The sequence below is a fragment of the Streptomyces physcomitrii genome (assembly GCF_012273655.1).
In the GTDB taxonomy this organism is placed as follows: domain Bacteria; phylum Actinomycetota; class Actinomycetes; order Streptomycetales; family Streptomycetaceae; genus Streptomyces; species Streptomyces physcomitrii.
The window spans coordinates 57,684-83,490 of sequence record NZ_JAAWWP010000001.1 but is presented as its reverse complement, the minus strand read 5'-3'; the positions used below and the strand labels follow the sequence as shown (position 1 = coordinate 83,490).

Genomic DNA, 25,807 nt, shown 5'->3' with positions numbered 1-25,807 from the left:
TCAGGAGGCCCCGGCGACCACCGCCGCCTGCGGCCGGATCGGCAGGCGGTTGACCGGGCGGCCGGTGGCGGTGCGGACGGCGGAGGCGATGGCGGCGGGGGCGGTGACCACCGGGACCGCGCTGACCGCCTTGGCGCCGAAGGGGGCGACGACATCGCGCTCCTCGACGAGCTTGACGATGCGGATCTCGGGGGCGTCCAGGGCGGTCGGCAGGGCGTAGCCGGTGAGGTCGGGGTGGCGGACGAGGCCGCGGGGGGTGCGCAGGTTCTCGGTGAGGGCCGCGCCGACGCCCTGGGTGACGCCCGCCTCGATACGGGCCATCAGCTGGGCGGGGTTGAGGATGCGGCCGACGTCCTGGGCGACGGCGAGTTCGACGACCCGTACCGAGCCGAGTTCGATGTCGACGTCCACCACCGCGCGGATCGCGCAGAAGGTGAGGCCGACGAAGGCGTCGCCCTGGCCGGACTCGTCGAGCGGCTCGGTGGGGTGCGGGCGGCACTGGGCGGTGGCCCAGAGTTCCTTGCCGTCCAGGGCCTCGGTGACGGTGGTGGAGAGCACGCCGTCGTAGGAGGTGATGCGGCCGTCGTTGATCTGCAGGAGTTCGGTGGACATGCCGAACTTGTGGGCCAGCGGCTGGAGGAGCTGGGTGCGGACCATCTTGGCGGCGCGTTCGACGGCGCCGCCGGAGACCCAGGTGTGGCGGCCGCGGCAGCCGGGGCCCGCGGGCGGCTGGTCGGTGTCGACCGGCGCCACGTGCACCTCGTCGACGCCGAGGACCTCCTGCACGATCTGCCGGGCGAGGGTGGCGAAGCCCTGGCCGGTCTCGACGGCCGCGCAGAGGACGGTGGCCACCCCGTCCTGGACCTTGACGGTGGCGGTGGAGACCTCGTCGGTGCCCTCGGCGCCGAGCATGTGGACCATGCCGAGTCCGTAGCCGACACCGCGGCGGACCGCGCCCGGCTCGCCCGCGCCCTCGGGGCCGCCGGGCAGCAGCCACTCGGTCTCGGGGCTGTCCTTGGGCAGCGGCGGCAGCGGGATCTCCCGTACCGCGGTGAGGAGTTCGGCGACCGGGGCGGGGCAGGTGACGGTCTGGCCGGTGGGCAGTTCGTCGCCGGTGGCGAGGACGTTGCGCATCCGCAGTTCGGCGGGGTCCAGGCCGAGCTTCCTGGCGAGCTTGTCCATCTGGGCCTCGTAGGCGGCGCAGACCTGGAGCGCGCCCTCGCCGCGCACATGCCCGGAGGGCGGGTTGTTGGTGCGCACCGCCCAGCCCTCGATGAAGGCGTGCGGGACGACATAGGGGCCGCAGGCGAAGGAGACGGCGGCGGCGAGCGCGTCCGAGGAGGTGTCGGCGTAGGCGCCGGAGTCGAGGAGGATCTGCGCCTCGACCTTGACCAGCTTGCCCTCGGCGTCGGCGTGGTGGCGGTAGCGCAGCAGCGTCGGATGCCGGTGGGCGTGGCCGAGGAAGGACTCCTCGCGGGTGGCGGTCAGCTTGACCGGGCAGCCGGTGCGCAGGGCGAGCAGGCCGAGCGGTAGCTGGAAGCCGGGGTCCTCGCGGTCGGCGGTCGCGCCGGGCACCCCGGTGACGACGACCTTGACCAGGTCCTCGTCGAGTCCGTAGCAGGCGGCGGCGAGCCGGCGGTCGCGGTGCGGGTCGGTGGAGGCGGTGTACAGCTCCACACCGCCGTCCGGCCGGGGCACCGCGAGGCCCGCCTCGGCGCCGATGGGCGCCGGGTCCTGGCGGCCGATCCGGTACAGGCCCTCGACCACGGTCTCGCCCGCCGCGTCCGGGTCGCCGTGGCGCAGCGGGATGTGCCGGATGACGTTGCCGTCGGGGTGCAGCGGCTCGGCGGCGAAGGTCTTCTCCGGGTCGGTGACCGGCTCGCCCACCTCGTACTCGACGGTGATCGCGGCCGCCGCCATCCGCGCGGTGTCCGGGTGGTCGGCGGCGACCGCGGCGATCGGCTCGCCGTGGTGGCGGACCTCGCCGGAGGCGAACACCGGCCGGTCGCCGCTGCGTCCGTAGGTGCCCCGCCCCGGTACGTCCTCATGCGTGATCACCGCGCGCACACCCGGCATCTCGCGGGCGTGCGCGGTGTCGATGGAGACGATCCGCGCGCGCGGATGCGGCGAACGCAGCACCGCCGCCCACAGCAGCCCCTCGGCCCACAGATCGGAGGCGTACGGGAAGGTGCCCTCGCTCTTGGCACGCGCCTCGGCGGAGGGGACCGGCGCGCCGAGCCCGTGCGGGGCGGCGCCCGCCTCGGGCAGCACGACGGCGATCGGCGCCGCGGGGGAATCCTTGCTCACGCCGTGCCTCCGCCGTTCTCCTCGCCGTATGCCCCGCGCCCGGACGGGCCCCCGTCGTACGTACGGTGCACCGGGTCGCCGTACGCGTCGAAGTGGGCCGAGACGTCACCGTACGGTTCCTGCGGGGCGCCGCCGTACGGGGCGCCGTCGCCGTAGGGGTCCTCCGTGCCGTCGGCGTACGGGTCCTGCGCGTCCTCGCCGTAGCCGCCGGGCGCCCGGCCGTCCTCGCCGTAGGGCTCCTGGGCGGAGGCGTCGGCGTAACCCTGGTGCGCCGAGGAGTGGATGCCGCCCCCGCCGGGTCCGGCCTGGTGCGGGATGCGCGGCTCGGCCTCGGCGGACTCGTCCTGCGCCCCGGACTGCCGCGCCGCCGCGCTGCCGCGTTCGGCGACCACCTCGCGTACCGCTTCGAGCACGCCCCGGTAGCCGGAGCAGCGGCAGAGGTTGCCGCAGAGCGCCTGGCGGGTCTCCAGCTCGCCGGGGGCGGGATTGCGCTGGAGCAGGTCGTGCACGGTCATCGCCATGCCGGGTACGCAGAAGCCGCACTGCACGGCACCGCACTTGGTCAACGCGCGCTGCACATCGGAGGGTTCGCCGTTCTCGCCGAGGCCCTCGACGGTGCGCACCTCGCTGCCCGCCGTGGTGGCCGCGGGCACCAGGCAGGAGGCGACGAGCCGCCCGTCCACCAGGACGTTGCAGGCCCCGCACTCCCCCTGCGAGCAGCCGTCCTTGGCCCCCGCGAGACCGAGCCGCTCGCGCAGCACGTAGAGCAGGGACTCGCCGATCCAGGCACCGGTCACCGGCCGGTCGGACCCGTTGACCCGCAGCACATACGAGCCGAGCGGATGCTCCTCCCGCGGCACTGCGGGCGCCACCGGCGCGGGCGCGGGCTCCCCGGCCCGCGCGGAGGGCACGGCTCCTGGCGGGAGGTCGGAGGGACGGGCGGCGGGGGGCGGGGCGTCGGAGGGGTCGGACGGCTGGGGGTGGGTGGGTTCCGCGTCAGGGGGCTGTACGTCGGTGGGCCGGCCGTCCGTGGGGTGGGCGCCGGGGGCGGGGGTGCCCTCGGCGGGGTCGGGGGTGCCCTCGGCGGGGGTGTGCTCGGCGGAGGGGCCGGTGCCGGGGGTGTCCGGGGTGGCGGTGGTCTCGGCCGGGGTGGGGCCGGGGATGCCGGGTGCCGCGGAGGTGCCGGGGGTGGACGCGGGGTCCGGACCGGCGGGAGCGGCGGCGGGGTGGTGGGCTTCGCCCGGGGTCGCCTCGGCCTCGGCTCCCGCTCCCGCTCCGGCTCCGGCTCCGGCTCCGGCTCCGGCTCCGGCTCCGGTCTGAGGGGCTGGGGCGGGGCGGGCGGTGTCAACGTCGTTGTGTTCGGGGGTGGTTGCCCGGGCCCCGCCGGTCGGGTCGGCCGGGGCGCGGGTGGTCCCGGGCCTGCCGGTCAGCGGGCGTCGGGGGCGGGGCTCGGCGGTACGGGACTCGGGAGTCCGGGCTTCGGGGATCCGGGCCTCGGGGGTCCCGGGATCGGCCGTCCCGGCGTCGGGGGAACCGGACTCGGGGATCCCGGAGTCGGCGCTCCCCGGAACTGCGGTCCCAGGAGCGGAAGTCCCGGCAGCGCGGGCTCCGGGAGCGCGGGTTCCGGGAGCGGTGATCCCCGACTCCTCAGTCCCCGGATCAGCGGTCCCCGGCTGCTCGATCCCGGGATCAGCGATCCCAGGCTCCTCGATCCCAGGAGCGGCAGTCCCAGCCTCAGCGGTCCCAGGACGAAGGGTCCCAGGGCGCGGGGTCCCGGCACCAGAGATCCCAGGATCAGCCGTCCCGGGTGCGCGCCTCCCGGCCTCGGGAGTGCCGGGCTCCGCCGGGTACTCCGGCCCCCTGGCCTGCCCCGGGTCCGGGTCCGTGCCCGTGTCCGCGTTCGCCGTACCGTCGCCGCTGCCCGCACCCCGGGCGTCCGTACCCGCGGTGCCCGCGCCGGTCGCCTCCCGGCCCGCCGTCTGTCCGGCTGCCCGGCGCGGCAGTTGTCCACGCCGGTCGCCCTGGGCACCCTGAGCATCCCGGGCACCCTGATCGGCCGGTTCGCCGCCGGCGCCGAAGGCACCCTCTTCCACGAAGTCCAGTCCGCCGACCGCCACCACGGGGCCGACGCCGCTGCCGAGGCGCCTGCGCGCGGGGGCGGGTGCCGCCGGCTCGTGAGCCGCGTCCGGGGCCGCGCCGCGCGGAGCGGCGGGACCACGACCGGAGGCCTCGGGGCTCCCGGCGCCGGGACCCTGCAGAGCGTGCCCCTGAGGCGTGCCGAGATCCCCCGGCGTACCAGGCGTGCCCGGCATGTCCGGGCCGCCCGGAGCCCGGCCCGGTCCTGCCGGTGCCTGACCTGCCCCGGCCGGGATCTCGCCGGTCCCCGCCGGGATCTCGCCTGTACCCGCCGCGTTCCCGCCCGGTCCCGCCGGTCCTTCGCCTCCCCGCTGCGGCCGCCCCCCGGCGCGCCCGCCCGGCCCGGCGCCGGGGCCGCCGAGGTGTCCGGGAGCCCCGGCCACCGCTCCCCCCGCGCCCGGACCCGCGTCCGTACCGGCAGTCGGTCCGGCCTCCGGGCCCGGAGCCCCGGAACGCCGCAGCGCCGCGAGCCCCCCGCCGAAACCGGCGCCGGCGCCGCGGTACTCCTCGCCCTCGCCCGGGCCGGAGTCCTCGTCCGGCTCGGGGTCCGTGCCGTCGTCCTCGGTGACCGGCCCGTCCGAGTACAGGTCGCCGGTCTCGAACTGCCCGGTGGCGGCGAAGCCTTCGGGGCCCGCGTACGGGCCGCCCGGGTGTCCCGGGCCGCGCCCGGCGTAGCCCTCGGGGTCCTCCCCCGCCGGGCCGTCCGGTGCCGCGAATCCGGGGTCCGCGGCGTCCTCGTAGCCGTCCAGGGCTCCGGCGCGGTAGTCGGCGGAGGCCGCGTAGTCCGCGTAACCGCGGTGGTCCTGGTGGTCGTCCCGGCGGTCCTGCCGGTCCTGGGAGCCCTGGTGCTCCTCGGCGGCGTCCGGGGATCCGGCCGCCGCGCCACCCTGCCAGGAAGTGCCCGCGGCGGCACCGGCCGCCCAGGGGGCGACGGCCCCGCCGGGCAGGGTGGCCGGGAGGGTGCCCTCCCACTGGGCGGCGAGGCTGGAGGTGGTGAACTCGCCCGAGTCGTCCGGCAGATCGCCCTCGGCGACCGGAATGGACCACTCGCCGGTGACATCGCTGTGCGGCTGCCCGTCGCCGTGCGGCTGCGGCACGGACGGGTCCTGGTACTGCTGCTCCCCGTACCGCGGGTCCTGGTACTGCGGGTCCTGGTACTGCGGGTCCTGGTACTGGGGATCCCCGAACCGCGGGTCCGGGTAGCGGGCGTCCCCGTACGGCGAATCCCCGGACTGCGGGTCCCCGTAAGCCTGATCCGCGTACCCCTGATCCCCGGACTGCGGATCCTGGTACTGCGGGTCCCGGTACTGCCCGTCCGCGAACCGCTGCTCCTGGAACCGCTGCTCCGGGAACTGCTGCTCCTGGGCGTACGGGTCCTGCGGATACGCCTCCGGGTACGCGCCCTGATAAGGGTCCTGGGCCGCGGGGTCCGGGTGGCCGCCGCGGTGGTCGGTGCCGTCCGCGAAGGTCCACTGGCCGGTGGCCGCGGGCTCGTAGACGAACTGGCCCTGCTGGGTGTGGAGCGGGTCCGGGGTGCCGTGCGGCGGGGTGGCGTGGCCGTGGGCGTCGCCGGGCTCCGGCCAGTGCACGGCCTCCGGCGGGGCCGACTGCGCCTGCGGGGGCCGGGGCCGGCCCTGCTCCCCGGCGGGCGGCCCGGGCGTCAGATGCGGCAGGGTCCAGGTGCCGGTGGCCGCGGGGTCGGTGGTGCCGCCGGCGGTCGGGGTGATCGTTATCTGCGGGGGGACGTAGCCGTGGCCGGGGGCGGCCAGCGGGCTGTCGCCGCTTCCCGCGTACTGGTCGAAGTTGTCCGGCAGCTGGACGAAGGCGGTGGCGCCGTCGTCGTACTCGCCCTGGGGCAGCGGCTCCCAGCCCCGGGGGGCGCCCTCGCCGCCCCGCTGTTCGTCGGTCACGACAGTGCCCTCCCCAGCGCTCGTCGGGCCAGCGCGGCGACGGTGCGCCGCAGGTGCAGTACGGCGGGCGGATGCTCGCTCACGGTGCCGTCCGGGGCGGGCTCGGGGTCCGGGATGCAGGCGGCGGCGACGTACTCGCCGAAGCCGCGCAGCGCCTCGGGGACCAGGGCGCGGCCGTTCTCCCAGTCGATCAGCGAGGCCACCCACTGCTCGGCCTCCAGGGGCCGCAGCGGCATCGGCGCCACCGCGCCGACCGCGCAGCGCACGCTCCGGCGCGCGGGGTCGAGCACGAGCCCCACCGAGGCGGTGGCCCGGCCGGGCCCGGTGCGCCCGGTGGCCTTGAGGAAGACCTGCGGGGCGTGCAGCAGCGGCACCCGGACGAAGCCGATCAGCTCGCCGGGGCCGAGCATCTCCATGCCCGCGAGCAGGTGCGAGACGGGGACCTCGCGGCGGGCGCCGCCGGGGCCCGCGATGATCAACGTGGCTTCCAGGGCGGCCAGTACGGGCAGCGAGTCCCCGGTGGGCGCCGCGCTCGCGATGTTGCCGCCGAGGGTCCCGGCGTTGCGGATCTGCGGGGGCCCGGCGGCGCGCGCGGCGGCGGCGAGGCCGGGGATCAGGGCGGCGAAGTCGGGGCGGCCCATGCGGGCGTGGGTGAGTCCGGCGCCGAGCAGGGCGTGCCCGTCCAGGTACTGCCAGCTGCGGATCTCGCTGATCCGGCCGAGGCCGACGAGCGCCGCGGGGCGCAGCTGCCCCGCGTTCACGGAGGCCATCAGGTCGGTACCGCCGGCCACCGGCACGGCTGCGGGCACGGCGGCGAGCGCCGCCACGGCCTCGTCCAGCGTGGCGGGCAGCTTCACCGGTTGCACTGCCTGCGGTGCCTGCGTCGTCAAAACCGGCTGTCCCTTCCGCGTCTCACCTGGTCCCACCCGTGGCCGTACGGTACGTGCTCACCGGAGGGACGTGGCAACTCTGGCACATCTTCCCCAGGGCCCGGAGCGGGGGTCCGTTAGGAGGCTTTTGCCCTCCTGAACACCCTTGACCGGATATCGCCGTTGCTCCTCGGCCAGTCCCCCGGCCGCCCGTTCCGCTCTCCTCCTCACCGCCTCCCCGGGCACCCCGCGGGCGCCGCCGCCCGGACGCGCGTCCTCGCCCGCCCCCGGCTGCCTCCACGGTGGCAGGCCCGCCGGGCGCGCGTTCCACGTCAGGGGGCGGCTCACACGTACGGGGGCGCCGGGTCGCTCGGACGTTTGAGGCGGGCCGGGGCGCGGTGCGCGCCCACAGCCGAGGGCACGCGACGGCCGGGACCTCCGCCGAGCGCGTGGCCGAGAACCAACTCCCCGAAAGCGCGGGAGACTTGGGATTCCGGGCCCCGGACTCCCCTGCCGGCGGCGGCTTTCGGCCGCCCGACGCGCCGAGACCGCGGCGTGTCCCCCTCGGCGGGGGAGCGCGCCGCGGTCTCGTGGGAACCGGGAAGCGGAGGAAACCCGCGGGCGGGCAGAGCAGTTGACGGACAGGCAGCGGCCGGGCCGCCGGGCGCACCGCGCGAGGCACGCCCGGCCCGGCGGGACTACTTCTTGTCCTTGCCGCCGCCCTTGCCCTTGTCGCCCTCGCCACCGGCGCCCATGGACTCGTAGATCTCCTTGCACATGGGACAGACGGGGTACTTCTTCGGGTCGCGGCCCGGGACCCACACCTTCCCGCAGAGCGCGACGACGGGGGTGCCGTCCATCGCGCTCGCCATGATCTTGTCCTTCTGGACGTAGTGGGCGAAGCGCTCGTGATCGCCGTCGCCGTGCGACACCTGCGGTGTCGGCTCGACCAGAGTTCCGGTTCCTGCCCCGCGCTCGGGCTCGAGAGTGCTCATAAGTTTCCAGTTTACTGAAGCCGCGCGGACGCGGGTCGCGGACCGTCCCGCCGCCTCGGCGCGGGGGACGGCGGGGGTCAGTTCATGGACGGGTCGTCCGGGTAGGTCGCCACCATGGCGAGCTGGCCGCGCTGGCGGCGCAGCACCTCGCGCCACAGCCGCTCCGGCACCGGGCAGGAGACATCGCCGGGTTCCGATTCGACGACGTACCAGGCGCCCTCGGTCAGTTCGTCCTCCAGCTGGCCCGGGCCCCAGCCCGCGTACCCGGCGAAGATCCGCAGCGAGCTGAGTTCCGGGGCGAGCAGCTCCGGCGGGGCCTCCAGGTCGACGAGGCCGATCGCCCCGTGCACCCGGCGCCAGCCGAGGATTCCGCTTTCCCCGGCGTTCTCGCCCGGTACGACGCCGACGCCCAGGGCGGCGTCCAGCGAGACGGGGCCGCCCTGGAAGACGACCGCGGGCTCGCCGGTGAGCCCGCCCCAGCCGGTGAGGACGGTCTCCACGTCCACGGGCGTCGGGCGGTTCAGGACCACGCCGAGCGAGCCCTCCTCGTCGTGGTCGAGGAGGAGCACCACCGCGCGGTCGAAATTCGGGTCCGTCAGGGCGGGGCTGGCCACGAGCAGCCGCCCTGTGAGAGAGGACACCTCGGTCATGCCAGACATGATCCCGCATCCGGGCCGCGCGCGGGACGCCCGCGGCGGCGCCCGCCGCCGCCCAGCTCAGCGGGGTGCCGCCGGCTCCCGGCGGCCGCGGCGAGGGACAGCGGCGCGTCCCGGCGCGCACCGCCGCGGAACCCCGGAAGCCCTTCCGCCGTCCACAGGCTTACGGAAGGGGGGCCCGGGGCCATTAGTCTTGGTCCCTTGCCCCTGCCCACCTCACCGGAACGCGAGATACATGACCGTCACCGGCATTGACGACGTACTCCTTGTCCACGGCGGTACCCCGCTGGAGGGCGAGATCCGGGTCCGCGGCGCGAAGAACCTCGTGCCGAAGGCCATGGTCGCGGCGCTGCTCGGCAGCGGCCCCAGCCGTCTGCGCAACGTCCCCGACATCCGGGACGTCCGTGTCGTCCGCGGGCTGCTCCAGCTGCACGGCGTCACGGTCCGCCCCGGCGAGGAGCCCGGCGAACTCGTCCTGGACCCCACGCACGTGGAGAGCGCGAACGTCGCCGACATCGACGCGCACGCCGGGTCCTCCCGCATTCCGATCCTGTTCTGCGGGCCGCTGCTGCACCGGCTCGGGCACGCCTTCATCCCCGGCCTCGGCGGCTGCGACATCGGCGGGCGCCCGATCGACTTCCACTTCGACGTGCTGCGGCAGTTCGGCGCCCGGATCGAGAAGCGCGCCGACGGCCAGTACCTGGAGGCCCCGCAGCGGCTGCGCGGCACCAAGATCGAGCTGCCCTACCCCTCGGTGGGCGCGACCGAGCAGGTGCTGCTCACCGCGGTGCTCGCCGAGGGCGTCACCGAGCTGTCCAACGCGGCCGTGGAGCCGGAGATCGAGGACCTCATCTGCGTACTGCAGAAGATGGGCGCGATCATCGCCATGGACACCGACCGGACCATCCGGATCACCGGTGTCGACTCGCTCGGCGGCTACAACCACCGCGCCCTCCCGGACCGCCTGGAGGCGGCCTCCTGGGCGTCCGCGGCGCTCGCCACCGAGGGCAACATCCTGGTCCGTGGCGCCCAGCAGCGCTCGATGATGACCTTCCTGAACACCTTCCGGAAGGTCGGCGGCGCCTTCGAGATCGACGACGAGGGCATCCGCTTCTGGCACCCGGGCGGCACCCTGAACGCCATCGCCCTGGAGACCGACGTACACCCCGGCTTCCAGACCGACTGGCAGCAGCCGCTGGTGGTCGCGCTCACCCAGGCGACCGGACTGTCCATCATCCACGAGACGGTGTACGAGTCCCGGCTCGGCTTCACCTCGGCGCTGAACCAGATGGGCGCGCACATCCAGCTCTACCGCGAGTGCCTCGGCGGCTCCGACTGCCGCTTCGGCCAGCGCAACTTCCTGCACTCCGCGGTGGTTTCGGGCCCGACCCGGCTCCAGGGCTCCGACCTGGTCATCCCCGACCTGCGCGGCGGCTTCTCGTATCTGATCGCCGCGCTCGCCGCCCAGGGCACCTCCCGGGTGCACGGCATCGACCTCATCAACCGCGGTTACGAGAACTTCATGGACAAGCTCCAGGAGCTCGGCGCCAAGGTCGAACTCCCGGGCAAGGCACTGGGCTGAGGGCACCCGGCGGGTCGGCTGCCCGCCAATGACGGCAGCCGAGCACGACGAAGGGGGCGGCCACCCGGTCCGGGTGGCCGCCCCCTTCGCCATGTCCTGCCGCTCGCGCCGGTCTTGACGTGCGCCGGGCGGCCGGTGGGCCGGGCGCCGTCCCGCCGTGCGGGGTGCGCCCGGACCGACTCACTTGCCCTTGGCGGCTTCCTTGAGCTTGGAGCCCGCGGAGACCTTCACGCTGTAGCCGGCCGGGATGTCGATCGGCTCGCCGGTCTGCGGGTTGCGGGCGGTGCGAGCGGCACGGTGGGTGCGCTCGAAGGTGAGGAAGCCGGGGATGGTGACCTTCTCGTCGCCCTTGGCGACGATCTCGCCCGTAACCTCGGCGAAGGCGGCCAGAACGGCGTCGGCGTCCTTGCGGGTCACCTCGGCGCGGTCGGCCAGCGCGGCCACCAGCTCACTGCGGTTCATTTTTGTACTCCCGTGTTCATCTTGCCGTTGAGGCGTGAGATCGAAGCCGATGCTGCCAGGGCCCTTGTCCGGGGCCGGACCCGGGTCCGTTCCGCCGGACGCCCTCGCGCCCCTGGGGGTCGTCCCCCCAGGACTACGTCCCGGAGGAGCATCCTGCCCCCACCTGCGGCGGTAAAGCCAATCCGGCGCTCGGGCCGGGCTTTGGAAGCCCCACGAAAAACGCCACTGCCTCGCCTTGGTGACGCTCCGTCCGCTCCCGGCAGCGGTCCGCAGGGCGACTGCTCGCTTCCGGGCTTCGCCCGGCCCCCGCCGGCGTTGCCCGGTGGCTGGGAGGCCGGGCATCCCCGGCGGGGGCCGGGCGAGTTCGCTGCGTGCCACCCTAAGGGCGCGCCGGGGCGCTTGGTCCCGCGACGCGCCGTACGTCAGGCCCCCGCGGCGGGGGCGACGGCGCCCACGGCCTTGGCGGCGCTGCGCACCGCGTCGGCCACCGCGCCCGCGACCTTGTCGTTGAAAACGCTCGGAATGATGTAGTTGGGGTTGAGTTCGTCACCCGTGACCACGTCGGCGAGGGCGCTCGCGGCGGCGAGCATCATCTCCGTGTTGACGGTGCGGGACTGCGCGTCGAGCAGTCCGCGGAACACCCCGGGGAACACCAGGACGTTGTTGATCTGGTTCGGGAAGTCGCTGCGGCCGGTGGCCACAACTGCCGCGCTCTGCCGGGCGATTGCCGGGTCGACCTCGGGGTCCGGGTTGGCCAGGGCGAAGACGATGGCGCCGTCCGCCATGGCCGCGACGTCCTCGCCGCCGAGGACGTTGGGCGCCGAGACCCCGATGAAGACGTCCGCGCCGCGCACCGCCTCCTTCAGCGAGCCGCGTACGCCCTCGGGGTTGGTGTTGTCGGCGATCCACCGCAGGGGCGAATCGGGGGCGGCGTCCACCAGGTCCGTGCGCCCCGCGTGCACCACTCCCTCGATGTCCGCGACCACCGCGTGCTTGACGCCCGCGGCGATCAGCAGCTTCAGGATGGCCGTACCAGCCGCGCCCGCACCGGACATGACGACCCGTACGTCGCCGATCGCCTTGCCGACCACGCGCAGCGCGTTGGTCAGCGAGGCGAGCACCACGATGGCGGTGCCGTGCTGGTCGTCGTGGAAGACCGGGATGTCCAGGGCCTCCCGCAGCCGGGCCTCGATCTCGAAGCAGCGCGGGGCGGAGATGTCCTCCAGGTTGATGCCCGCGAAGCCGGGGGCGATGGCCTTGACGATCTCCACGATGGCGTCGGTGTCCTGGGTGTCCAGGCACAGCGGCCAGGCGTCGATGCCCGCGAAGCGCTTGAAGAGGGCGGCCTTGCCCTCCATGACCGGCAGCGCGGCCTTCGGCCCGATGTTGCCGAGGCCGAGCACCGCCGAGCCGTCGGTGACGACCGCGACGGAGTTGCGCTTGATGGTCAGGCGGCGGGCGTCCTCGGGGTTCTGCGCGATGGCCATGCAGACCCGGGCGACGCCGGGCGTGTAGACCATGGACAGGTCGTCGCGGTTGCGGATGGGGTGCTTGGACTGCATCTCGATCTTGCCGCCGAGGTGCATGAGGAAGGTACGGTCCGAGACCTTGCCGAGGGTGACGCCCTCGATGCCGCGCAGCTTGCCGACGATCTCGTCCGCGTGCGCGGTGGAGGAGGCGGCGATCGTGACGTCGATACGGAGCTTCTCGTGACCCGAGGCCGTGACGTCCAGGCCCGACACCGAACCGCCGGAGGACTCCACGGCGGTGGTGAGCTGCGAGACGGCGGTTCCGCTCGCGGGCACCTCGAGACGGACCGTCATCGAGTAGGAGACGCTGGGCGCCGTTGCCATGACCGACTTCCTCTGCTTGTTCTCTGTGCGCGTGTTCGCCCCGCGCGCGGTACGCGTACCGGTTCACCGGGCGCGGGACTGCCGCCGGGCCGACACGGCCCAGGCGGCGTGGACCGATCGTCGCACCTACTGCCGGGTACGTGGTAACGGCCCCTGATTGCGTACGTTCTGTTCCCCACCCGTTCCCCGGGAGGTGCGCGGGCCGGGGTGCGCCGGGCCCGCCGCCGCACACGCAGAAGGTCCGCCCCGCGGCTGCGGAACGGACCTCGTGTGGCGCTCGTACTGTCTTGTGTTCGTGCTGTCTCGTGCTTCGTGCTGTGCGCCCGCGGTCTCCCGCGGGAAGTAGGTGGCACCGGCCCGCCATGCTCGCCTCGCGGCAAGTGGTCGCTCGTAGCGACGAAGGTTGGGCCCGGGGGCTTGGATCGAGCCGGTGCCACATCCACGGTAACAAAGGATCCCCGGAAGGCCATTCCCGTCACGGAAGTTCGTCCGGACGGCCGGATCCGGACGGCCGGGGCGGCCGGATCCGGCCGTCCCGGGCCCGGGTCCGGGCCGCGCGGGGACCCGGATCCGGACGGCCGCGGGTCAGTCGCGCAGCAGGTCCGGCACGCCCTCGGCGTCCGGGAGGTCGCGCGGCGTGGAGACCACGGTGAGCTGCTGGGTGGCGCGGGTCAGGGCGACGTAGAGGACACGCAGCCCGGCGGGGCTCTCGTCGGCGATCTCGGCGGGCGAGAGCACCAGCGTGGCGTCGTACTCCAGGCCCTTGGCCTCCAGGCTGCCGAGCACCACCACGCGCCCGGTGTCCGCCGCCGGGCCGTCCGGCGCGGTGAGCCCGGCGAGGATCCGGCGGACCTCCTCGCGGCGGCGCATCGCGACCACCACACCGACCGTGCCGTCCACCTGGCCGAGCAGCCGGGCGGCCTCCTCGCGCAGCGCCCCGGCGGGCGCGCCGTCCTGCGCCGCCCGGAAGCGCGGGCGCAGACCGGTGGAGCGGACCGCCCGCGGGGCCTCGGCGCCCGGCATGGCCAGGGCGAGGACCCGGGCGGCCAGTTCGGCGACCTCGGAGGGGTTGCGGTAGTTGACGGTGAGGGTGAAGCGGCGGCGCGGGCGGCTGCCGAGCGCCTCGTCGCGCGCCGCGGCGGCCTCCTCCGGGTCGGACCAGCTGGACTGCGCCGGGTCCCCGACCACGGTCCAGGTGGCGTGCCGCCCGCGGCGGCCGACCATCCGCCACTGCATCGGCGTGAGGTCCTGCGCCTCGTCGACGATGACGTGCGCGTACTCGGTGCGCTCCTGGGCCAGCCGCTCCGCGCGCTCGCGCTGGGTCTCCTCGCGGCGCGGCATCAGCTCCTCCAGGCCGGTGAGCTGGTCGAGCGGGTCCAGCTCGCGGCGGGGGCGGGGCCTGACCGGGGTGCCGAGGAGGGCCTGGAGTTCGTCGAGCAGGGCCACGTCGTGCACGCTCAGCTCCTTCCTGGCGAAGGAGCGGGCGGCCCTGCGGACCTCGTTCTGGTTCAGCACCCGGCGCGACCAGCGGGCGAGGCGGCGCTCGTCGGCCATCGCGGCGAGGACGGAGCGCGGGGTCAGCTCGGGCCACCACGCGTCCAGGAAGGACTGGAAGGAGTCCTCGGCGCTGACGTCCTCGTCGAAGCCGGAGCGCAGTTCGGCGGCCAGCTCCGGATCGGTGTGTCTGCTGCCCGCGCCGGACTGCGCCCACAGCGCGTCGAGCAGCAGCCTGCGGGCGCGCGGGCGCAGCAGGTTGACGGGGGCGGTGCCGCCGAGGGCGGAGGCGCGGATCCGGGCGAGGGCCTCGGTGTCGAGCTCAAGGCGGCGCCCGAAGGCCACCACCCGCAGCCGGGCGGGGACCTCGCCGAGCTCCAGGGCGCCGCGGGCCGCCTTGCGCAGCACCTTCAGCATCCGCGCCGAACCCTTGACGCGGGCGGCGGCCGGGGAGTCGTACTCGGTGGCCTGCCCGCCGTCCGGGCCCTCGTAGAGCGAGCCGACCGCGCGGATCGCGACCTGCCCCTCCTCGCCGAGCGAGGGCAGCACGCCCTCGGTGTACGAGACGAGCAGCGGCGTCGGCGAGACGATCAGGATGCCGCCGGAGTAGCGGCGCCGGTCCTGGTAGAGCAGGTACGCGGCCCGGTGCAGGGCCACCGCGGTCTTGCCGGTGCCGGGGCCGCCCTCGACGTAGGTGACGGAGGCGGCGGGGGCGCGGATCACCAGGTCCTGTTCGGCCTGGATGGAGGCGACGATGTCGCGCATGGTGTGGCCGCGGGCCTGGCCGAGGGCGGCCATCAGCGCGCCGTCGCCGATCGCCGCGAGCCGCTCGCCGTCCAGGAAGGCGGTCAGCTCGGGCCGCATCAGATCGTCCTCGACGCCGAGCACCCGGCGGCCCTTGGAGCGGATCACCCGGCGGCGCACCACCCGGCCGGGCTCCACCGGGGTGGACCGGTAGAAGGGGGCCGCGGCGGGGGCGCGCCAGTCGATGACCAGCGGGGCGTAGTCGGCGTCGAGCACGCCGATCCGGCCGATGTGCAGGGTCTCGGCGATGTCCGCGGTGCCGTCCTCGCGCACCGCGCCCTCGGCGGGCTCGACGGCGGTGTACGCGCCGTCCGGGCCCTTCTTGCCGTCCTTGCCCTTGAGCAGGTCGATCCGGCCGAAGAGGAAGTCCTCGAACTCGTTGTTGAGCCGGTTGAGATGGACACCGGCGCGGAAGACCTGCGCGTCGCGCTCGGCGAGCGCCCCCGGGGTGCCGACCTGACCGCGCCGGGCGGCGTCGTTCATCAGGAACTCGGCTTCGTCGATCTTCTCCTCGAGGCGCCGGTAGACCCGGTCCAGGTGCTCCTGTTCGGCGCCGATCTCCCGCTCGCGCAGCGAGTCCGGGGACGGTTCCGACCCCTGGGGCGGCCCCGGCACCCCGCTCTCGGCGCCTTTGGCGGACCCGACCGGATCACCAGTGGAATCGACGGCTTGCTGCGCGGCCACCGGGCCCCCTTCTCCTGACTTGGCAGCCGTCTACCGTACGCGAAAGAGGCGACACGTGTGCACTGTCCCACCCCGGCGACTCGTGCCGGATTCCCGCGGTCACCGGCCCGGGTTCAGGGGTTGCTGACCGTCACCAGGCGCCGCCCCTGGGTGGTCCGCACCTCGAAGTGGTCGATCCCGGCGGGGCGGTAGGAGGCACCGCCCTCGACGTTCAGGCCGCCGTAGGCACCGGATCCGCCCCGCTGGTCCGGTCCGCCCTGCTGGTCCGGCGGGTAGCGGTCGTCCGGGCCGTGGCCGCCGGTGGAGCCGCCCCGGCCCGGCCGGTAGCCGCCCTCGGGGACGGCCCAGGTGGAGACGGTCTCCCGGCTGCCGTCGACGCCGATCGCGTACAGGGAGCAGGTGAGCGGGCCCCGTACGCCGCTCAGCCGCAGCACCGTGTGGGTGCCCCAGGCCCGGGGCTCCATGCCGATCTCGGCGGTCACCCGGGTCTTCGGGTCGGTGGCCCGCAGGGTCTGCCGGTCGGCGGGCACCGCGTCCCCGGGCGCCGCCGCGGGCTCGCGGTCCCGGTCCGCGGCGAGCACCGCGAGCGGCCCGCCGACGAGCAGCAGGGCGGCGGCCGCGGCGAGGGCGAGGGCGCGCCTGCGGCGGCGGACCCGTTCGCGGGCCACATGGTGGAGGAGGCGGGGGAGGAGGGGTGCCTGCGGCGAGGGGTCGGGGGGTGGGGGTACGGGGGTCGGGGAGCCGGGGGGTGCGGCGGGTCCTGGGGTCGGGGAACCCTGGAGCGGGGATCCGGGGATCGCCGGTCCAGGGATCGCCGGTCCGGGGATCGCGGCACCAGGGACCGGGGAACCGAGGAGTGCCGATCCTGGGACCGGGGGTCCAGGGACTGCCGATCCTGGGACAGGGGATCCTGGGATTACCGATCCTGGGACCGCCGATCCGCTGACCGTCGATCCAGGGACCGCTGCTCCCCCACTGGCCCCGTCTACGTCTCCGTCTCCGGCCCCGGCCCCCTCTCCGACTCCGGCTCTGTCTCCCCCCACCCCACCCATGAGGTCCAGCAGCGGCCGCAGCCCCCGGAACTCCACCAGCCGCGCCCCGCAGAGATCGCACCCGGCGAGGTGCGTCTCGAAGTCCCGGGCCTCCTCCTCTTCGAGCAGACCGAGGGCGTAGGCCCCCACCGTCTCGTGGACCGGGTCCTTGCCGTCGACCCGGTCGCTCCCCTCGGGCCGGTCAGGCGGGTCGGTGCGATGAGTCCGGTGAGTCCGGTCGTTTCCGTACACCGGGCCCGTCCCGAAGAGCGGGTGGCCGGCCCCGTCCCGTCCGCCGGTCTCCCGGAAGTCCTCCCCCGTCATCCAGGAGTCCTCACCCGTCATGCCGTCACCCCCCTCTCCTCCAGAGCCAGCCGGAGCGCGCGCAGGGCGTAGAACACCCGCGAGCGCACGGTGCCGCTCGGTATCCCCAGTGTCTCGGCGGCCTCGTTGACCGTACGGCCCAGGAAGTACGTCTCCACCAGGGCGGCGCGGTGGGCGGGCGTGAGGTCCTGGAGGGCGTCGGTGAGGGTCATCAGCCACAGCGCCCGGTCGATCTCGTCCGAGGCGGGGACGCCCTCCAGCGGTGCCGGGTCGACCTCCTGCGGCCGGGCCTGGCGGCTGCGGTGGCCGTCGATCACGATCCGGCGGGCCACCGTGACCAGCCAGGGGCGCAGCGAACTCCCGTGCGCGGCAAGGCGGTCGGCGTTGCGCCAGGCCCGGATCAGGGTCTCCTGCACCACGTCCTCGGCCCGCTGGCGGTCCCCCGCGACGAGCCGCAGGACATAGCTGAGCAGCGGCGCCGCGTGCTCCTCGTACAGCGCGCGCATCAACTCCTCGTCGTGCGGCGCGCCATGACCGGCCGCCGCCAGGCGTTCCCCGGCCACCGCCGCATCCTCCCTCACGCCTGCGCCCACCTCCCCTGCGGACCACCCGGAGCGGTGCCCTTCCAGGGAGTACGTACGGCAGGGCGCACCGTTCAACGGGCCGCGGATTTTCTTGCCCCGGGCGCGCCCGAACCAGCCGCCCCCGAACCGGCCGCGCCCGGGGCACGCCCCACAGCCGACCCGCCCCGCGAGGAGTGCCCGGCGGATCAGAGCCGGCCGCGCCCTAAGCCCGGGCCAGTGCCGCCCGCCGCCGGTGCCGGGCCACCCGTTCCCGGTTGCCGCAGACCTCGCTGGAGCACCAGCGGCGGCGCCTGCCGCGGGAGGTGTCGAGGTAGACCAGGGGGCAATTGTCGCCCTCGCAGCGGCGGAGTCCGGCGCGGGAGCGCGGGTCGGTGAGGAGGTCGACGGCGTCCCGGGCGATGACGGCGAGCAGGGCCGCGCAGCCGGGCTCGGCGTGCAGGGCGCGGATCAGGCTGCCGTCACTGGCGCGTACCGCGCGCGGGGCGGGCGGGGCCTCGCGGGCCAGGGCGTTGACGCGGTCGAGGGCGCCGCGGGCGGGGGCGCCGTCCTCCAGGGCCGCGCGGGTCAGGCGGGCGAGGTGCTCGCGCAGTTCACGGAAGGCGGCGAGCCAGCCGGGGTCGGCGGCGAGCAGCGGGGTACCGCCGGGCACCAGTCCGACCCCGGTGCACCAGGAGCGCAGCCGCAGCACGGTGTCGAGGCGTTCGGCGGGGTGGGCGGTGGCGAGCAGGTCGAGACAGACCCGGCCGGAGTCGAAGCGGAAGGGGTAGGCGGGGGAAGCCGTACCGAGGGGGCTCGCTGCCATGAGCATGTCACCGCCGTTTCGGGGATCCGGTGCCTGCCGTCCCCCTACAGTGCCCGCCCCGGCGGCCGACCGGAACCCCGTCGGCGCCGATTCCCCCGGTATCCGCCCGCCGCCGACACGGGACCCAACTGCCTTACTCCCCCGCGTACTTGGTCTCCGCGTGCGGATCGAGGGCGAGCCGGTAGCCGCGCTTGACGACCGTCTGGATCAGCTTCGGGGTGCCGAGCGAGGTGCGCAGCCGGGCCATCGCGGTCTCCACCGCGTGCTCGTCGGTGCCCGCGCCGGGCAGCGCCTTGAGCAGCTCGCCGCGCGAGACGACCCAGCCGGGGCGGCGGGCGAGCGCGCGCAGCAGGGCCATCCCGGCGGGCGGCACGGTCCGCAGCTCGCCGTCCACCAGGACCGCGTGGCCGCGGATCGCCACCTGGTGACCCGCGATCGGCAACACCCGTGCGCGGGAGGGGAGTTCCTGGCAGAGCACCTGGACGAGCGGGCCGAGCCGGAAGCGTTCGGGGGCCACCGTGTCGATGCCCCGGGACTGGAGCGGAAGGGCGGTGACCGGTCCCACGCAGGCCGCGAGGACGTCGTGGCCGAGGGCGTCGAGCACCTCGGCCAGCCGCCCGCGCTCCTCGGCGCGGGAGAGCAGGGAGGCCGCGGCGGGCGCGCTGGTGAAGGTGAGGGCGTCGACGCCGCGGGCGACCACGGTGTCGAGCAGCCGGTCCACGGGCCCTATGTCCTCCGGCGGCATCCAGCGGTAGACGGGGACGCCGACCACCTCGGCCCCGGCCTCGCGCAGCGACTCGACGAAGCCGGGCAGCGGCTCGCCGTGCAGCTGCACCGCCACCCGGCGCCCCTGGACCCCCTCGTCGAGCAGCCGGTCCAGCACCTCGGCCATCGACTCCGAGCTGGGCGACCAGTGCTCGGTGAGCCCGGCGGCCCGGATCGCGCCCTTCACCTTGGGCCCGCGGGCGAGGAGTTCCACCGTGCCGAGCCGGTCGAGCAGGGCGGTGCCCACGCCCCAGCCCTCGGCGGCCTCGATCCAGCCGCGGAAGCCGATCGCGGTGGTGGCCACCACGATGTCCGGCGCCCTCTCGATCAACCCCTTGGTGGCGTCGAGGAGTTCACCGTCGTCGGCGAGCGGGACGATACGCAGGGCGGGGGCGTGCAGGACCGCCGCGCCGCGCCGTTCGAGCAGGGCGATCAGCTCGTCGGCCCGGCGGGCGGCGGTCACTCCGACCGTGAATCCCGCCAGGGGACCGTGTTCCTTCTCGTGCATGGCTCTCGTCCGCTCGTCCCGTTCGTATGGTGACCGGCCCGCTGTACGGCGCCCGGCCCCCCGTGGTGCCGCTCGCGTCCTCGGGCGGCCGAGCCTGCCAACGGGGCATGACAGGCCCGGTTCCGCCCGATGTCCGCGGTGTTACGCGGACGGGGTCACACCTCGGCGTAACCGAGCTGCTTCTTCGTATCACCGGCCGCCGCCGCGGGCACGGCGGCCGGGGCCGGACGTCGAAGGTATACGGCCCAGGTGAGAAGGAGACAGACGGCGTAGAAGGCGAGGAAGGCCACGAAGGCGCCGGTGCCGGTGCCCGCGGTCTGGAAGGACTGGCGGAAGGCGAGGTTGATGCCGAGTCCGCCGAGCGCGCCGACCGCCCCGATCAGGCCCATCGAGGCCCCGGAGAGCCGCCGCGCCCAGGCCGCGGCCTCCTCGCCGGTGAGCCCCCGGGCGCGCGCCTTGGCCTGGAAGATGCCGGGGATCATCTTGTACGTGGAGCCGTTGCCGAGCCCGGTGAGGACGAACAGGGCGATGAAGGCGGCCGTGAAGAGGGCCAGCGACTCCTCGACCGAGGCGAGCACCACCACACCGGTCGCGGCGGCCATGGCGACGAAGTTGCCGAGGGTGATGCGGGCGCCGCCCCAGCGGTCCGCGAGGAGCCCGCCGACCGGCCGGATCAGCGAGCCGAGCAGCGGTCCGACGAAGGTGATCGAGGCGGCCTGGAGCGGGGTGCGCCCGAACTGGGTCTGGAGCACCAGGCCGAAGGCGAAGCTGTAACCGATGAAGGAACCGAAGGAGCCGATGTAGAGCAGCGACATGATCCAGGTGTGCGGGTCCCGGGCGGCCTCCCGGGCGGCGCCGGTGTCGTTGCGCACCGAGGAGAGGTTGTCCATGTGCCGGGCGGAGAGCACCACGGCCGCCAGGATCAGCGGCAGGTAGATGCCGAGCAGCACCCGCGGTCCGCCGCCGGCGCCGATCACCGTGAGGGCGATCAGCTGCACCACGGGGACGCCGATGTTGCCGCCGCCCGCGTTCAGGCCGAGCGCCCAGCCCTTCTTCCGCAGCGGGAAGAAGGAGTTGATGTTGGTCATCGAGGAGGCGAAGTTGCCGCCGCCGATGCCGGTGAGCATCGCGCAGAGCATGAACGTGGTGTACGAGGTGCCGGGCTCCATCACCCAGAAGGCCGCCAGCGCGGGAAGCAGCAGCAGCGCGGCCGAGAAGACCGTCCAGTTCCGGCCGCCGAACCGGGCCACCGCGAAGGTGTACGGGACCCGGGCGCAGGCGCCGACCAGGGTCGCCATCGACACCAGGAAGAACTTCCCGGCCGGGTCGATCCCGTACTCCGGGCCCATGAAGAGGACCAGGACCGACCACAGGGTCCAGATCGAGAAGCCGATGTGCTCCGAGAGCACCGAGAAGAAGAGGTTGCGGTGGGCGACGCGCTTGCCGCCGGCCTCCCAGAAGCGCTCGTCCTCGGGGTCCCACTCGTCGATCCAGCGGCTGGCCCGCCGCTTCGGTGCGGCGGGGCTCGGGCTCGCGGCAGTCATCTGTTCGCCTCCGGTTTCTCGGCGGGCGCGGCGCGCTCTTGCTGAGGCCCTGAAGCTAGGGAGGCGGGGTTTCCGCGCTGTGCCCCGCGCGGTGACCGGCGGGGAACGTTGCTCTCACCGGCCCGGACCCGGCGCCGTGAGGCCCCGTCCCCCCGGCCCGCGCCGCCGCCCGCCGCGCCGCCCGGCACCGCGTCCGCCGCCCCCGCCGCGCCGCCCCGCACCGCGCCCGGCCCTGCGCTCCGGCCGGTCGGGCCACAGCCGGGGCCGCCGCCGGGCCGCGAGGTCCTCGATCCAGCCGGTGCCGAGGATCGCGAGCGCGAGCAGCGGCCAGATCAGGGTGAGCATCCACAGCGTGTACGTGCGATCCAGCGCGGTGGACAGCCGCTCGTCCATGAAGGGCAGTCCGTAGGCCTGGTCGAGGAGCACGATGGTGCCCATGATCAGCAGGTTGTGCCAGAGGTAGACCGTCACCGCCCGGTTGTTGGCGAGGGTGACCAGACGGTCCCAGCGGGCCAGCCTGCCCGGCAGTTCCCGCCAGGACGGCGCGTACTGGAGCAGGATCACCACGAAGCCGAAGGACCAGGCGGCCTGGGCGAGCGGGATGTCGTTGAGGTCCCAGCCGTCCGGGCCGAGGTGGCCGGAGGCCCACCACAGGCCGAAGGCCATCACCAGGGAGGCCAGCGAGACGGCCAGATAGCGCGGCACCGCCCGGAGCAGCCCCTCGTGGTGCGCGAAGCCGAGCAGCCAGCAGCCGCCGTAGACCGCGAAGTCGCCCACCGCGTTGCCGGTCTCGCCGGGGATCTCGACAAGGGGGGTGGCGAGCAGCGCGGTGAGCGCGAGCGGGGCGAGCAGGGTCGGCCAGGGGAAGCGGCGGAAGGCCCACAGGAGCAGAGGCGAGGCGAGCACGAACCAGAGGTAGGCCCGCAGGTACCAGAGCGGTCCCACCGCCTGGTCGGCCCAGCTGGTCTCCAGCCAGCCGCCCTCGCTGCCGCTCTCCCAGGGGTACGGGGGCGCCCCCAGCGGCACCAGGTAGTTGAGCACCTTGGCCCAGCCCCAGGCGCCCTCCTCCTCACCCGGGTCCCAGCCGCTGGTGAAGAGCATGGCCAGGGCGAGCGCGCTGAAGGCCCACAGCGGCGGCAGCAGTCTGCGCAGCCGCCCGCGGACCACCCCGGCCGCGGGGCGCTTCAGCGAGCGGGCCATCAGCGAGCCCGCGAGCGCGAACATCACGCCCATGGAGGGGAAGACGAGCGAGAGCCAGCCCCAGCCGAGCAGGTGGTAGACGACCACCCGGACCAGGGCGAGGAAGCGCAGCAGGTCGAGATAGCGGTCGCGGGCCGGGGGTGCCTCGGCGGGCGGGTTCGCGGTCGGTTCCGCGGGCGGTTCCTTATGCAGTCCCGTGTGCGGTCCCGCGGGCGCGGCGGAGGCCGGGTACTCCGGTCCACCCGGTCTCCCCGGTCCGCTCTGCGGGCGTACGGCGGCGGGTCCGGGAGCGGGTCCGGCGGCGGTGGCCTCCGCGCGGTCTGCCCCGGGGCGGGTCGTGCTCATCCCACCGGCCTCCGTTCGCGCGGGGCGGGGCGGGGCGTCGGGATCAGGCCCGGGGCCGCGCCGACCGCGCCGGTGCGGCGCAGCTTCTGCCAGCGCAGCCGGCCGCCGGTGAGCGCGGTGATCCAGGACTGGAGCAGGACCACGTACATCAGCTGCCGGTACAGGAGTTGCTGGAGGGGCAGCGAGAGAAGGTGGGTCATGCGTTCCTTGTCGAGCCGGAAGGCGTAGGCGGCGCAGACCAGTTGGACGGCGAGCACCCCGCACCAGGCGAGCACGGTCCTGCCGGTGGGCCCGAAGACGAGCCCGTACAGCAGGAAGACGTCGATGAGCGGGGCGAGCAGCGGCGCGAGGACCATGAACAGGGAGACGAGCGGCAGTCCGATGCGGCCGAAGCGCCCGGAGGGTCCGCGCTCGACGACGGCGCGGCGGTGCTTCCAGATGGCCTGCATGGTGCCGTACGACCAGCGGTAGCGCTGGGACCACAGCTGCTGCACGGTCTCCGGGGCCTCGGTCCAGGCGCGGGCGTTCTCCGCGTAGACCACCCGCCAGCCGTCGCGGTGCAGGGCCATGGTGACGTCGGTGTCCTCGGCGAGGGTGTCGTCGCTCATGCCGCCGACCCGCTCCAGGGCGCCCCGGCGGAAGGCGCCGACCGCGCCGGGGATGGTGGGCATGCAGCGCAGCACGTCGTACATCCGCCGGTCGAGGTTGAAGCCCATCACGTACTCGATGTGCTGCCAGGCGCCGATCAGCGAGTCGCGGTTGCCGACCTTGGCGTTCCCGGCGACGGCGCCGACCCGGGGATCGGCGAAGGGCTGCACCAGTTCGCGGACCGTGGAGGGTTCGAAGACGGTGTCGCCGTCCATCATCACGACCAGCTCGTGGCGGGCGTTGGCGAGCCCGCGGTTGAGGGCCGCGGGCTTGCCGCCGTTGTGCTGGCGGATGACCCGCACCCCGGGCAGCCGCATCTCCTCGACCAGGCGCGCGGTCCCGTCCGTGGAGCCGTCGTCGACGACGATCACCTCGATCGGGTGGTCCCCCGCCATCAGCGAACGGACCGTGTTCTCGATGCACTTGGCCTCGTTGTACGCGGGCACCAGCACCGAGACCGGCGCGGTGACCGGCGGCCCCCAGGAGAAGCCGCGCCGCCGCACCCGGCGGGCGTGCGCCCCGGAGAGCAGCAGCATCAGCGCGAACCGCCCGAGGACCAGCACCCCGATCACCGCGAGGCAGACCACGAGCACACCGGTGACGGAGTCGGAGGCGGTCACCGCCCAGATCCACGCCTTGCCCTTCCACAGGCCGAGCCCGGTGACCGGGGTGTGCGCGCTGGGCGCGCCGAGCGCGTCGGTGAGATTGTCGAACCGGTAGCCGCGGGCCTGGAGTTCGGGCAGGAAGCGGTCGAGCGCGGCCACCGTCTGCGCGCGGTCGCCGCCGGAGTCGTGCATCAGGACCAGGGCGCCCCCGGTGCCCTCGGGGGTGGCCCGGCGGATGATCTCGTCCACGCCGGGCCGCCGCCAGTCCTCGCTGTCGGTGTCGTTGACCACGGTCAGGTAGCCGCGGCTGCCCACGTACCGGGTCACCGGCCAGGACCGGTTGTCCATGGCGTCGGCGAAGGAGGAGTACGGCGGCCGGAAGAGCGAGGTCCTGATGCCCGCCGCGCCCGAGAGCGCCAGCTGGCTCTGCGAGAGCTCCCGGTCGATGCGGTCGGTGGACTGGTAGGAGAGGTCCGGGTGGTTGAAGGTGTGCAGCCCGACCTCGTGGCCCTCGGCGACCATCCGGCGTACGAGTTCGGGGTGGCGCGAGGTCATGGTGCCGGTGACGAAGAAGACGGCGTGCGCGTGGTGTTCGCGCAGCACGTCGAGGACCTTGGGGGTCCACTCGGGGTCCGGGCCGTCGTCGAAGGTGAGCACCAGGCGCCGGTCCGGCACCCGCAGGCTCTGCTCGCCGCCGCCGCGGGTGTCGATGACCGGCCCGCCGTCGAGGATCTTCTGCGGCACCCGGTCGGTGGGCGCGGGCGGGCGCACCCGGTGGTCGGCGAGGATCTCGCTGTGCACATAGCCGCGCAGCATCAGCATCGCGGAGAGCGCCACCAGCAGGACCAGGGGCAGCAGATAGCGCAGGGGGAGCTTGCGCCGGGGCGTCCTCGCCCGGGCGCGGCGGCCTCGGCTCATGGTGCGGGGCTCTCCGCGGGGGTGAGCGGAACCGTCTCACCGGTCGCCGCGGAGGGCGCCGGGGGCGGCGGTTCGGCGGTGGCCGTGCCGGGGCCGGAGGGCTCGGCGGGCCCCACGGGTCCGGCGGGCTGCTCGGGGCCGGAGTCCGGGGTGCCGCCCGTGCGCCCCGGCGTGCTCGCGGCGCCGCCCCGCGCGGGCTCGTCCTGGCCGCCGGCCCGGTCCGCGCGCTCGCGGCCCTCGGCGTCCGGGGTGGCGGAGGGGTCGGCGCCGGGGTCCGCCGAGGTACCGGTGGACGGATCGGTGCCGGGCTCCCCGGCCGGGTCCGCGGCGGGGGCGGTGCTGCCCCCGGGGACGGCCTCCTGCCCCGCGGGCACCTGGGAGGGCTCGACCTTGCCCGCGGGCCTGCCCTCCGGCGGTCCGTCCAGCGGCAGCCAGGGGGCACCGGCGTTGCCGGAGAACAGGGTCACCGCGATGACGGCCGCGTACCCGGCGCAGGCGAGGCCGACCAGCACACCGAGGGTGCGGTAGGTGCGGCCCCGGCGGCCCGTCTCGTCCACGAACACCGGGGTGTCCGGCGCGGGACGCTCCCCGCGGTCCAGGAGTTCGGCCAACTGCCGGCCCGCGCCGTCCAGTTGGACGGTGACCTCGTTGGGGTCATGGGTATGACCGGGTTGGGCGTCTTCACGCCAGATGTTCATGTGCACGCACATCCCCCCACGGGACTCAAGCAAGGTGCGCGAACGCAGAAGCCGGGCACTTCGGCACCGGACCGGGCCCCCAC

At 74.9% G+C, this 25,807-nt stretch carries 16 protein-coding genes and 1 pseudogene; 1 reads left to right on the top strand and 16 read right to left on the bottom strand.

Features of this window, described 5'->3' with window-relative positions; genetic code table 11:
* The 5 genes and pseudogenes from HFV08_RS00340 to HFV08_RS00320 all read right to left on the bottom strand — a co-directional run bounded on the left by HFV08_RS00340 (position 1) and on the right by HFV08_RS00320 (position 8,867).
* Positions 1 to 2,307, bottom strand: coding sequence for a xanthine dehydrogenase family protein molybdopterin-binding subunit (locus tag HFV08_RS00340; RefSeq protein ID WP_168534689.1), 2,307 nt, complete (start codon positions 2,305 to 2,307; stop codon positions 1 to 3).
* A pseudogene (locus HFV08_RS32625) lies at positions 2,304 to 3,377 on the bottom strand ((2Fe-2S)-binding protein); the annotation flags it as partial. The gene HFV08_RS00340 and the pseudogene HFV08_RS32625, both read right to left, overlap by 4 nt.
* Positions 3,378 to 6,349: 2,972 nt before the next feature.
* On the bottom strand, positions 6,350 to 7,243 hold the full coding sequence (locus tag HFV08_RS00330; RefSeq protein ID WP_168534688.1) for an FAD binding domain-containing protein: 894 nt from the start codon (positions 7,241 to 7,243) through the stop codon (positions 6,350 to 6,352).
* A gap of 677 nt (positions 7,244 to 7,920) precedes the next feature.
* Complete coding sequence (locus HFV08_RS00325; RefSeq protein WP_078844882.1) at positions 7,921 to 8,217, bottom strand: DUF3039 domain-containing protein; 297 nt, start codon at positions 8,215 to 8,217, stop codon at positions 7,921 to 7,923.
* Positions 8,218 to 8,294: 77 nt separating this feature from the next.
* Entirely contained in the window at positions 8,295 to 8,867 is a 573-nt protein-coding gene (locus HFV08_RS00320) for a YqgE/AlgH family protein (RefSeq protein ID WP_168534687.1), read from the bottom strand.
* 241 nt (positions 8,868 to 9,108) lie between these two features.
* Here HFV08_RS00320 and murA point away from each other — a divergent pair, with 241 nt between their 5' ends.
* The gene (gene murA / locus HFV08_RS00315; RefSeq protein ID WP_040249232.1) at positions 9,109 to 10,455 is read left to right on the top strand and encodes a UDP-N-acetylglucosamine 1-carboxyvinyltransferase; all 1,347 of its coding nucleotides are present in this window, start codon (positions 9,109 to 9,111) and stop codon (positions 10,453 to 10,455) included.
* Positions 10,456 to 10,635: 180 nt separating this feature from the next.
* Here murA and HFV08_RS00310 read toward each other — a convergent pair whose 3' ends face one another.
* The 11 genes from HFV08_RS00310 to HFV08_RS00255 all read right to left on the bottom strand — a co-directional run bounded on the left by HFV08_RS00310 (position 10,636) and on the right by HFV08_RS00255 (position 25,724).
* On the bottom strand, positions 10,636 to 10,917 hold the full coding sequence (locus tag HFV08_RS00310; protein ID WP_040249235.1) for an HU family DNA-binding protein: 282 nt from the start codon (positions 10,915 to 10,917) through the stop codon (positions 10,636 to 10,638).
* Positions 10,918 to 11,339: 422 nt separating this feature from the next.
* On the bottom strand, positions 11,340 to 12,770 hold the full coding sequence (locus HFV08_RS00305) for an NAD-dependent malic enzyme (protein ID WP_168534686.1): 1,431 nt from the start codon (positions 12,768 to 12,770) through the stop codon (positions 11,340 to 11,342).
* A gap of 585 nt (positions 12,771 to 13,355) precedes the next feature.
* The gene (locus HFV08_RS00300) at positions 13,356 to 15,683 is read right to left on the bottom strand and encodes a HelD family protein (protein ID WP_312885325.1); all 2,328 of its coding nucleotides are present in this window, start codon (positions 15,681 to 15,683) and stop codon (positions 13,356 to 13,358) included.
* Between the two features lie 182 nt (positions 15,684 to 15,865).
* Entirely contained in the window at positions 15,866 to 17,107 is a 1,242-nt protein-coding gene (locus HFV08_RS32675) for a zf-HC2 domain-containing protein (protein ID WP_281373248.1), read from the bottom strand.
* A 17-nt stretch (positions 17,108 to 17,124) separates the two neighbouring features.
* On the bottom strand, positions 17,125 to 17,688 hold the full coding sequence (locus HFV08_RS00285) for a sigma-70 family RNA polymerase sigma factor (protein WP_168534684.1): 564 nt from the start codon (positions 17,686 to 17,688) through the stop codon (positions 17,125 to 17,127).
* A 205-nt stretch (positions 17,689 to 17,893) separates the two neighbouring features.
* Positions 17,894 to 18,493 carry a CGNR zinc finger domain-containing protein gene (locus tag HFV08_RS00280; protein ID WP_168534683.1) on the bottom strand — a complete coding sequence of 200 codons (600 nt, stop codon included), beginning with the start codon at positions 18,491 to 18,493 and terminating at the stop codon, positions 17,894 to 17,896.
* Positions 18,494 to 18,626: 133 nt separating this feature from the next.
* Positions 18,627 to 19,766, bottom strand: a complete 1,140-nt coding sequence (locus HFV08_RS00275) for a uroporphyrinogen-III synthase (RefSeq protein WP_168534682.1) — start codon at positions 19,764 to 19,766, stop codon at positions 18,627 to 18,629.
* Between the two features lie 155 nt (positions 19,767 to 19,921).
* On the bottom strand, positions 19,922 to 21,310 hold the full coding sequence (locus HFV08_RS00270) for a nitrate/nitrite transporter (protein ID WP_168534681.1): 1,389 nt from the start codon (positions 21,308 to 21,310) through the stop codon (positions 19,922 to 19,924).
* Positions 21,311 to 21,424: 114 nt separating this feature from the next.
* Positions 21,425 to 22,855, bottom strand: coding sequence for an acyltransferase family protein (locus tag HFV08_RS00265; protein ID WP_168534680.1), 1,431 nt, complete (start codon positions 22,853 to 22,855; stop codon positions 21,425 to 21,427).
* Positions 22,852 to 25,026, bottom strand: coding sequence for a bifunctional polysaccharide deacetylase/glycosyltransferase family 2 protein (locus HFV08_RS00260; protein WP_168534679.1), 2,175 nt, complete (start codon positions 25,024 to 25,026; stop codon positions 22,852 to 22,854). The genes HFV08_RS00265 and HFV08_RS00260 overlap by 4 nt, the downstream gene beginning before the upstream one ends.
* The gene (locus tag HFV08_RS00255) at positions 25,023 to 25,724 is read right to left on the bottom strand and encodes a hypothetical protein (protein ID WP_168534678.1); all 702 of its coding nucleotides are present in this window, start codon (positions 25,722 to 25,724) and stop codon (positions 25,023 to 25,025) included. The genes HFV08_RS00260 and HFV08_RS00255 overlap by 4 nt, the downstream gene beginning before the upstream one ends.
* Positions 25,725 to 25,807 lie beyond the last annotated feature (83 nt).

Bases quoted from the DNA above. Each gene is read 5' to 3' on its own strand.
- HFV08_RS00325 (WP_078844882.1), bottom strand. From the start codon at position 8,217: ATGAGCACTCTCGAGCCCGAGCGCGGGGCAGGAACCGGAACTCTGGTC.
- HFV08_RS00320 (WP_168534687.1), bottom strand. From the start codon at position 8,867: ATGACCGAGGTGTCCTCTCTCACAGGGCGGCTGCTCGTGGCCAGCCCC.
- murA (WP_040249232.1), top strand. From the start codon at position 9,109: ATGACCGTCACCGGCATTGACGACGTACTCCTTGTCCACGGCGGTACC.
- HFV08_RS00310 (WP_040249235.1), bottom strand. From the start codon at position 10,917: ATGAACCGCAGTGAGCTGGTGGCCGCGCTGGCCGACCGCGCCGAGGTG.
- HFV08_RS00305 (WP_168534686.1), bottom strand. From the start codon at position 12,770: ATGGCAACGGCGCCCAGCGTCTCCTACTCGATGACGGTCCGTCTCGAG.
- HFV08_RS32675 (WP_281373248.1), bottom strand. From the start codon at position 17,107: ATGACGGGGGAGGACTTCCGGGAGACCGGCGGACGGGACGGGGCCGGC.
- HFV08_RS00280 (WP_168534683.1), bottom strand. From the start codon at position 18,493: ATGGCAGCGAGCCCCCTCGGTACGGCTTCCCCCGCCTACCCCTTCCGC.
- HFV08_RS00275 (WP_168534682.1), bottom strand. From the start codon at position 19,766: ATGCACGAGAAGGAACACGGTCCCCTGGCGGGATTCACGGTCGGAGTG.
- HFV08_RS00270 (WP_168534681.1), bottom strand. From the start codon at position 21,310: ATGACTGCCGCGAGCCCGAGCCCCGCCGCACCGAAGCGGCGGGCCAGC.
- HFV08_RS00265 (WP_168534680.1), bottom strand. From the start codon at position 22,855: ATGAGCACGACCCGCCCCGGGGCAGACCGCGCGGAGGCCACCGCCGCC.
- HFV08_RS00260 (WP_168534679.1), bottom strand. From the start codon at position 25,026: ATGAGCCGAGGCCGCCGCGCCCGGGCGAGGACGCCCCGGCGCAAGCTC.
- HFV08_RS00255 (WP_168534678.1), bottom strand. From the start codon at position 25,724: ATGAACATCTGGCGTGAAGACGCCCAACCCGGTCATACCCATGACCCC.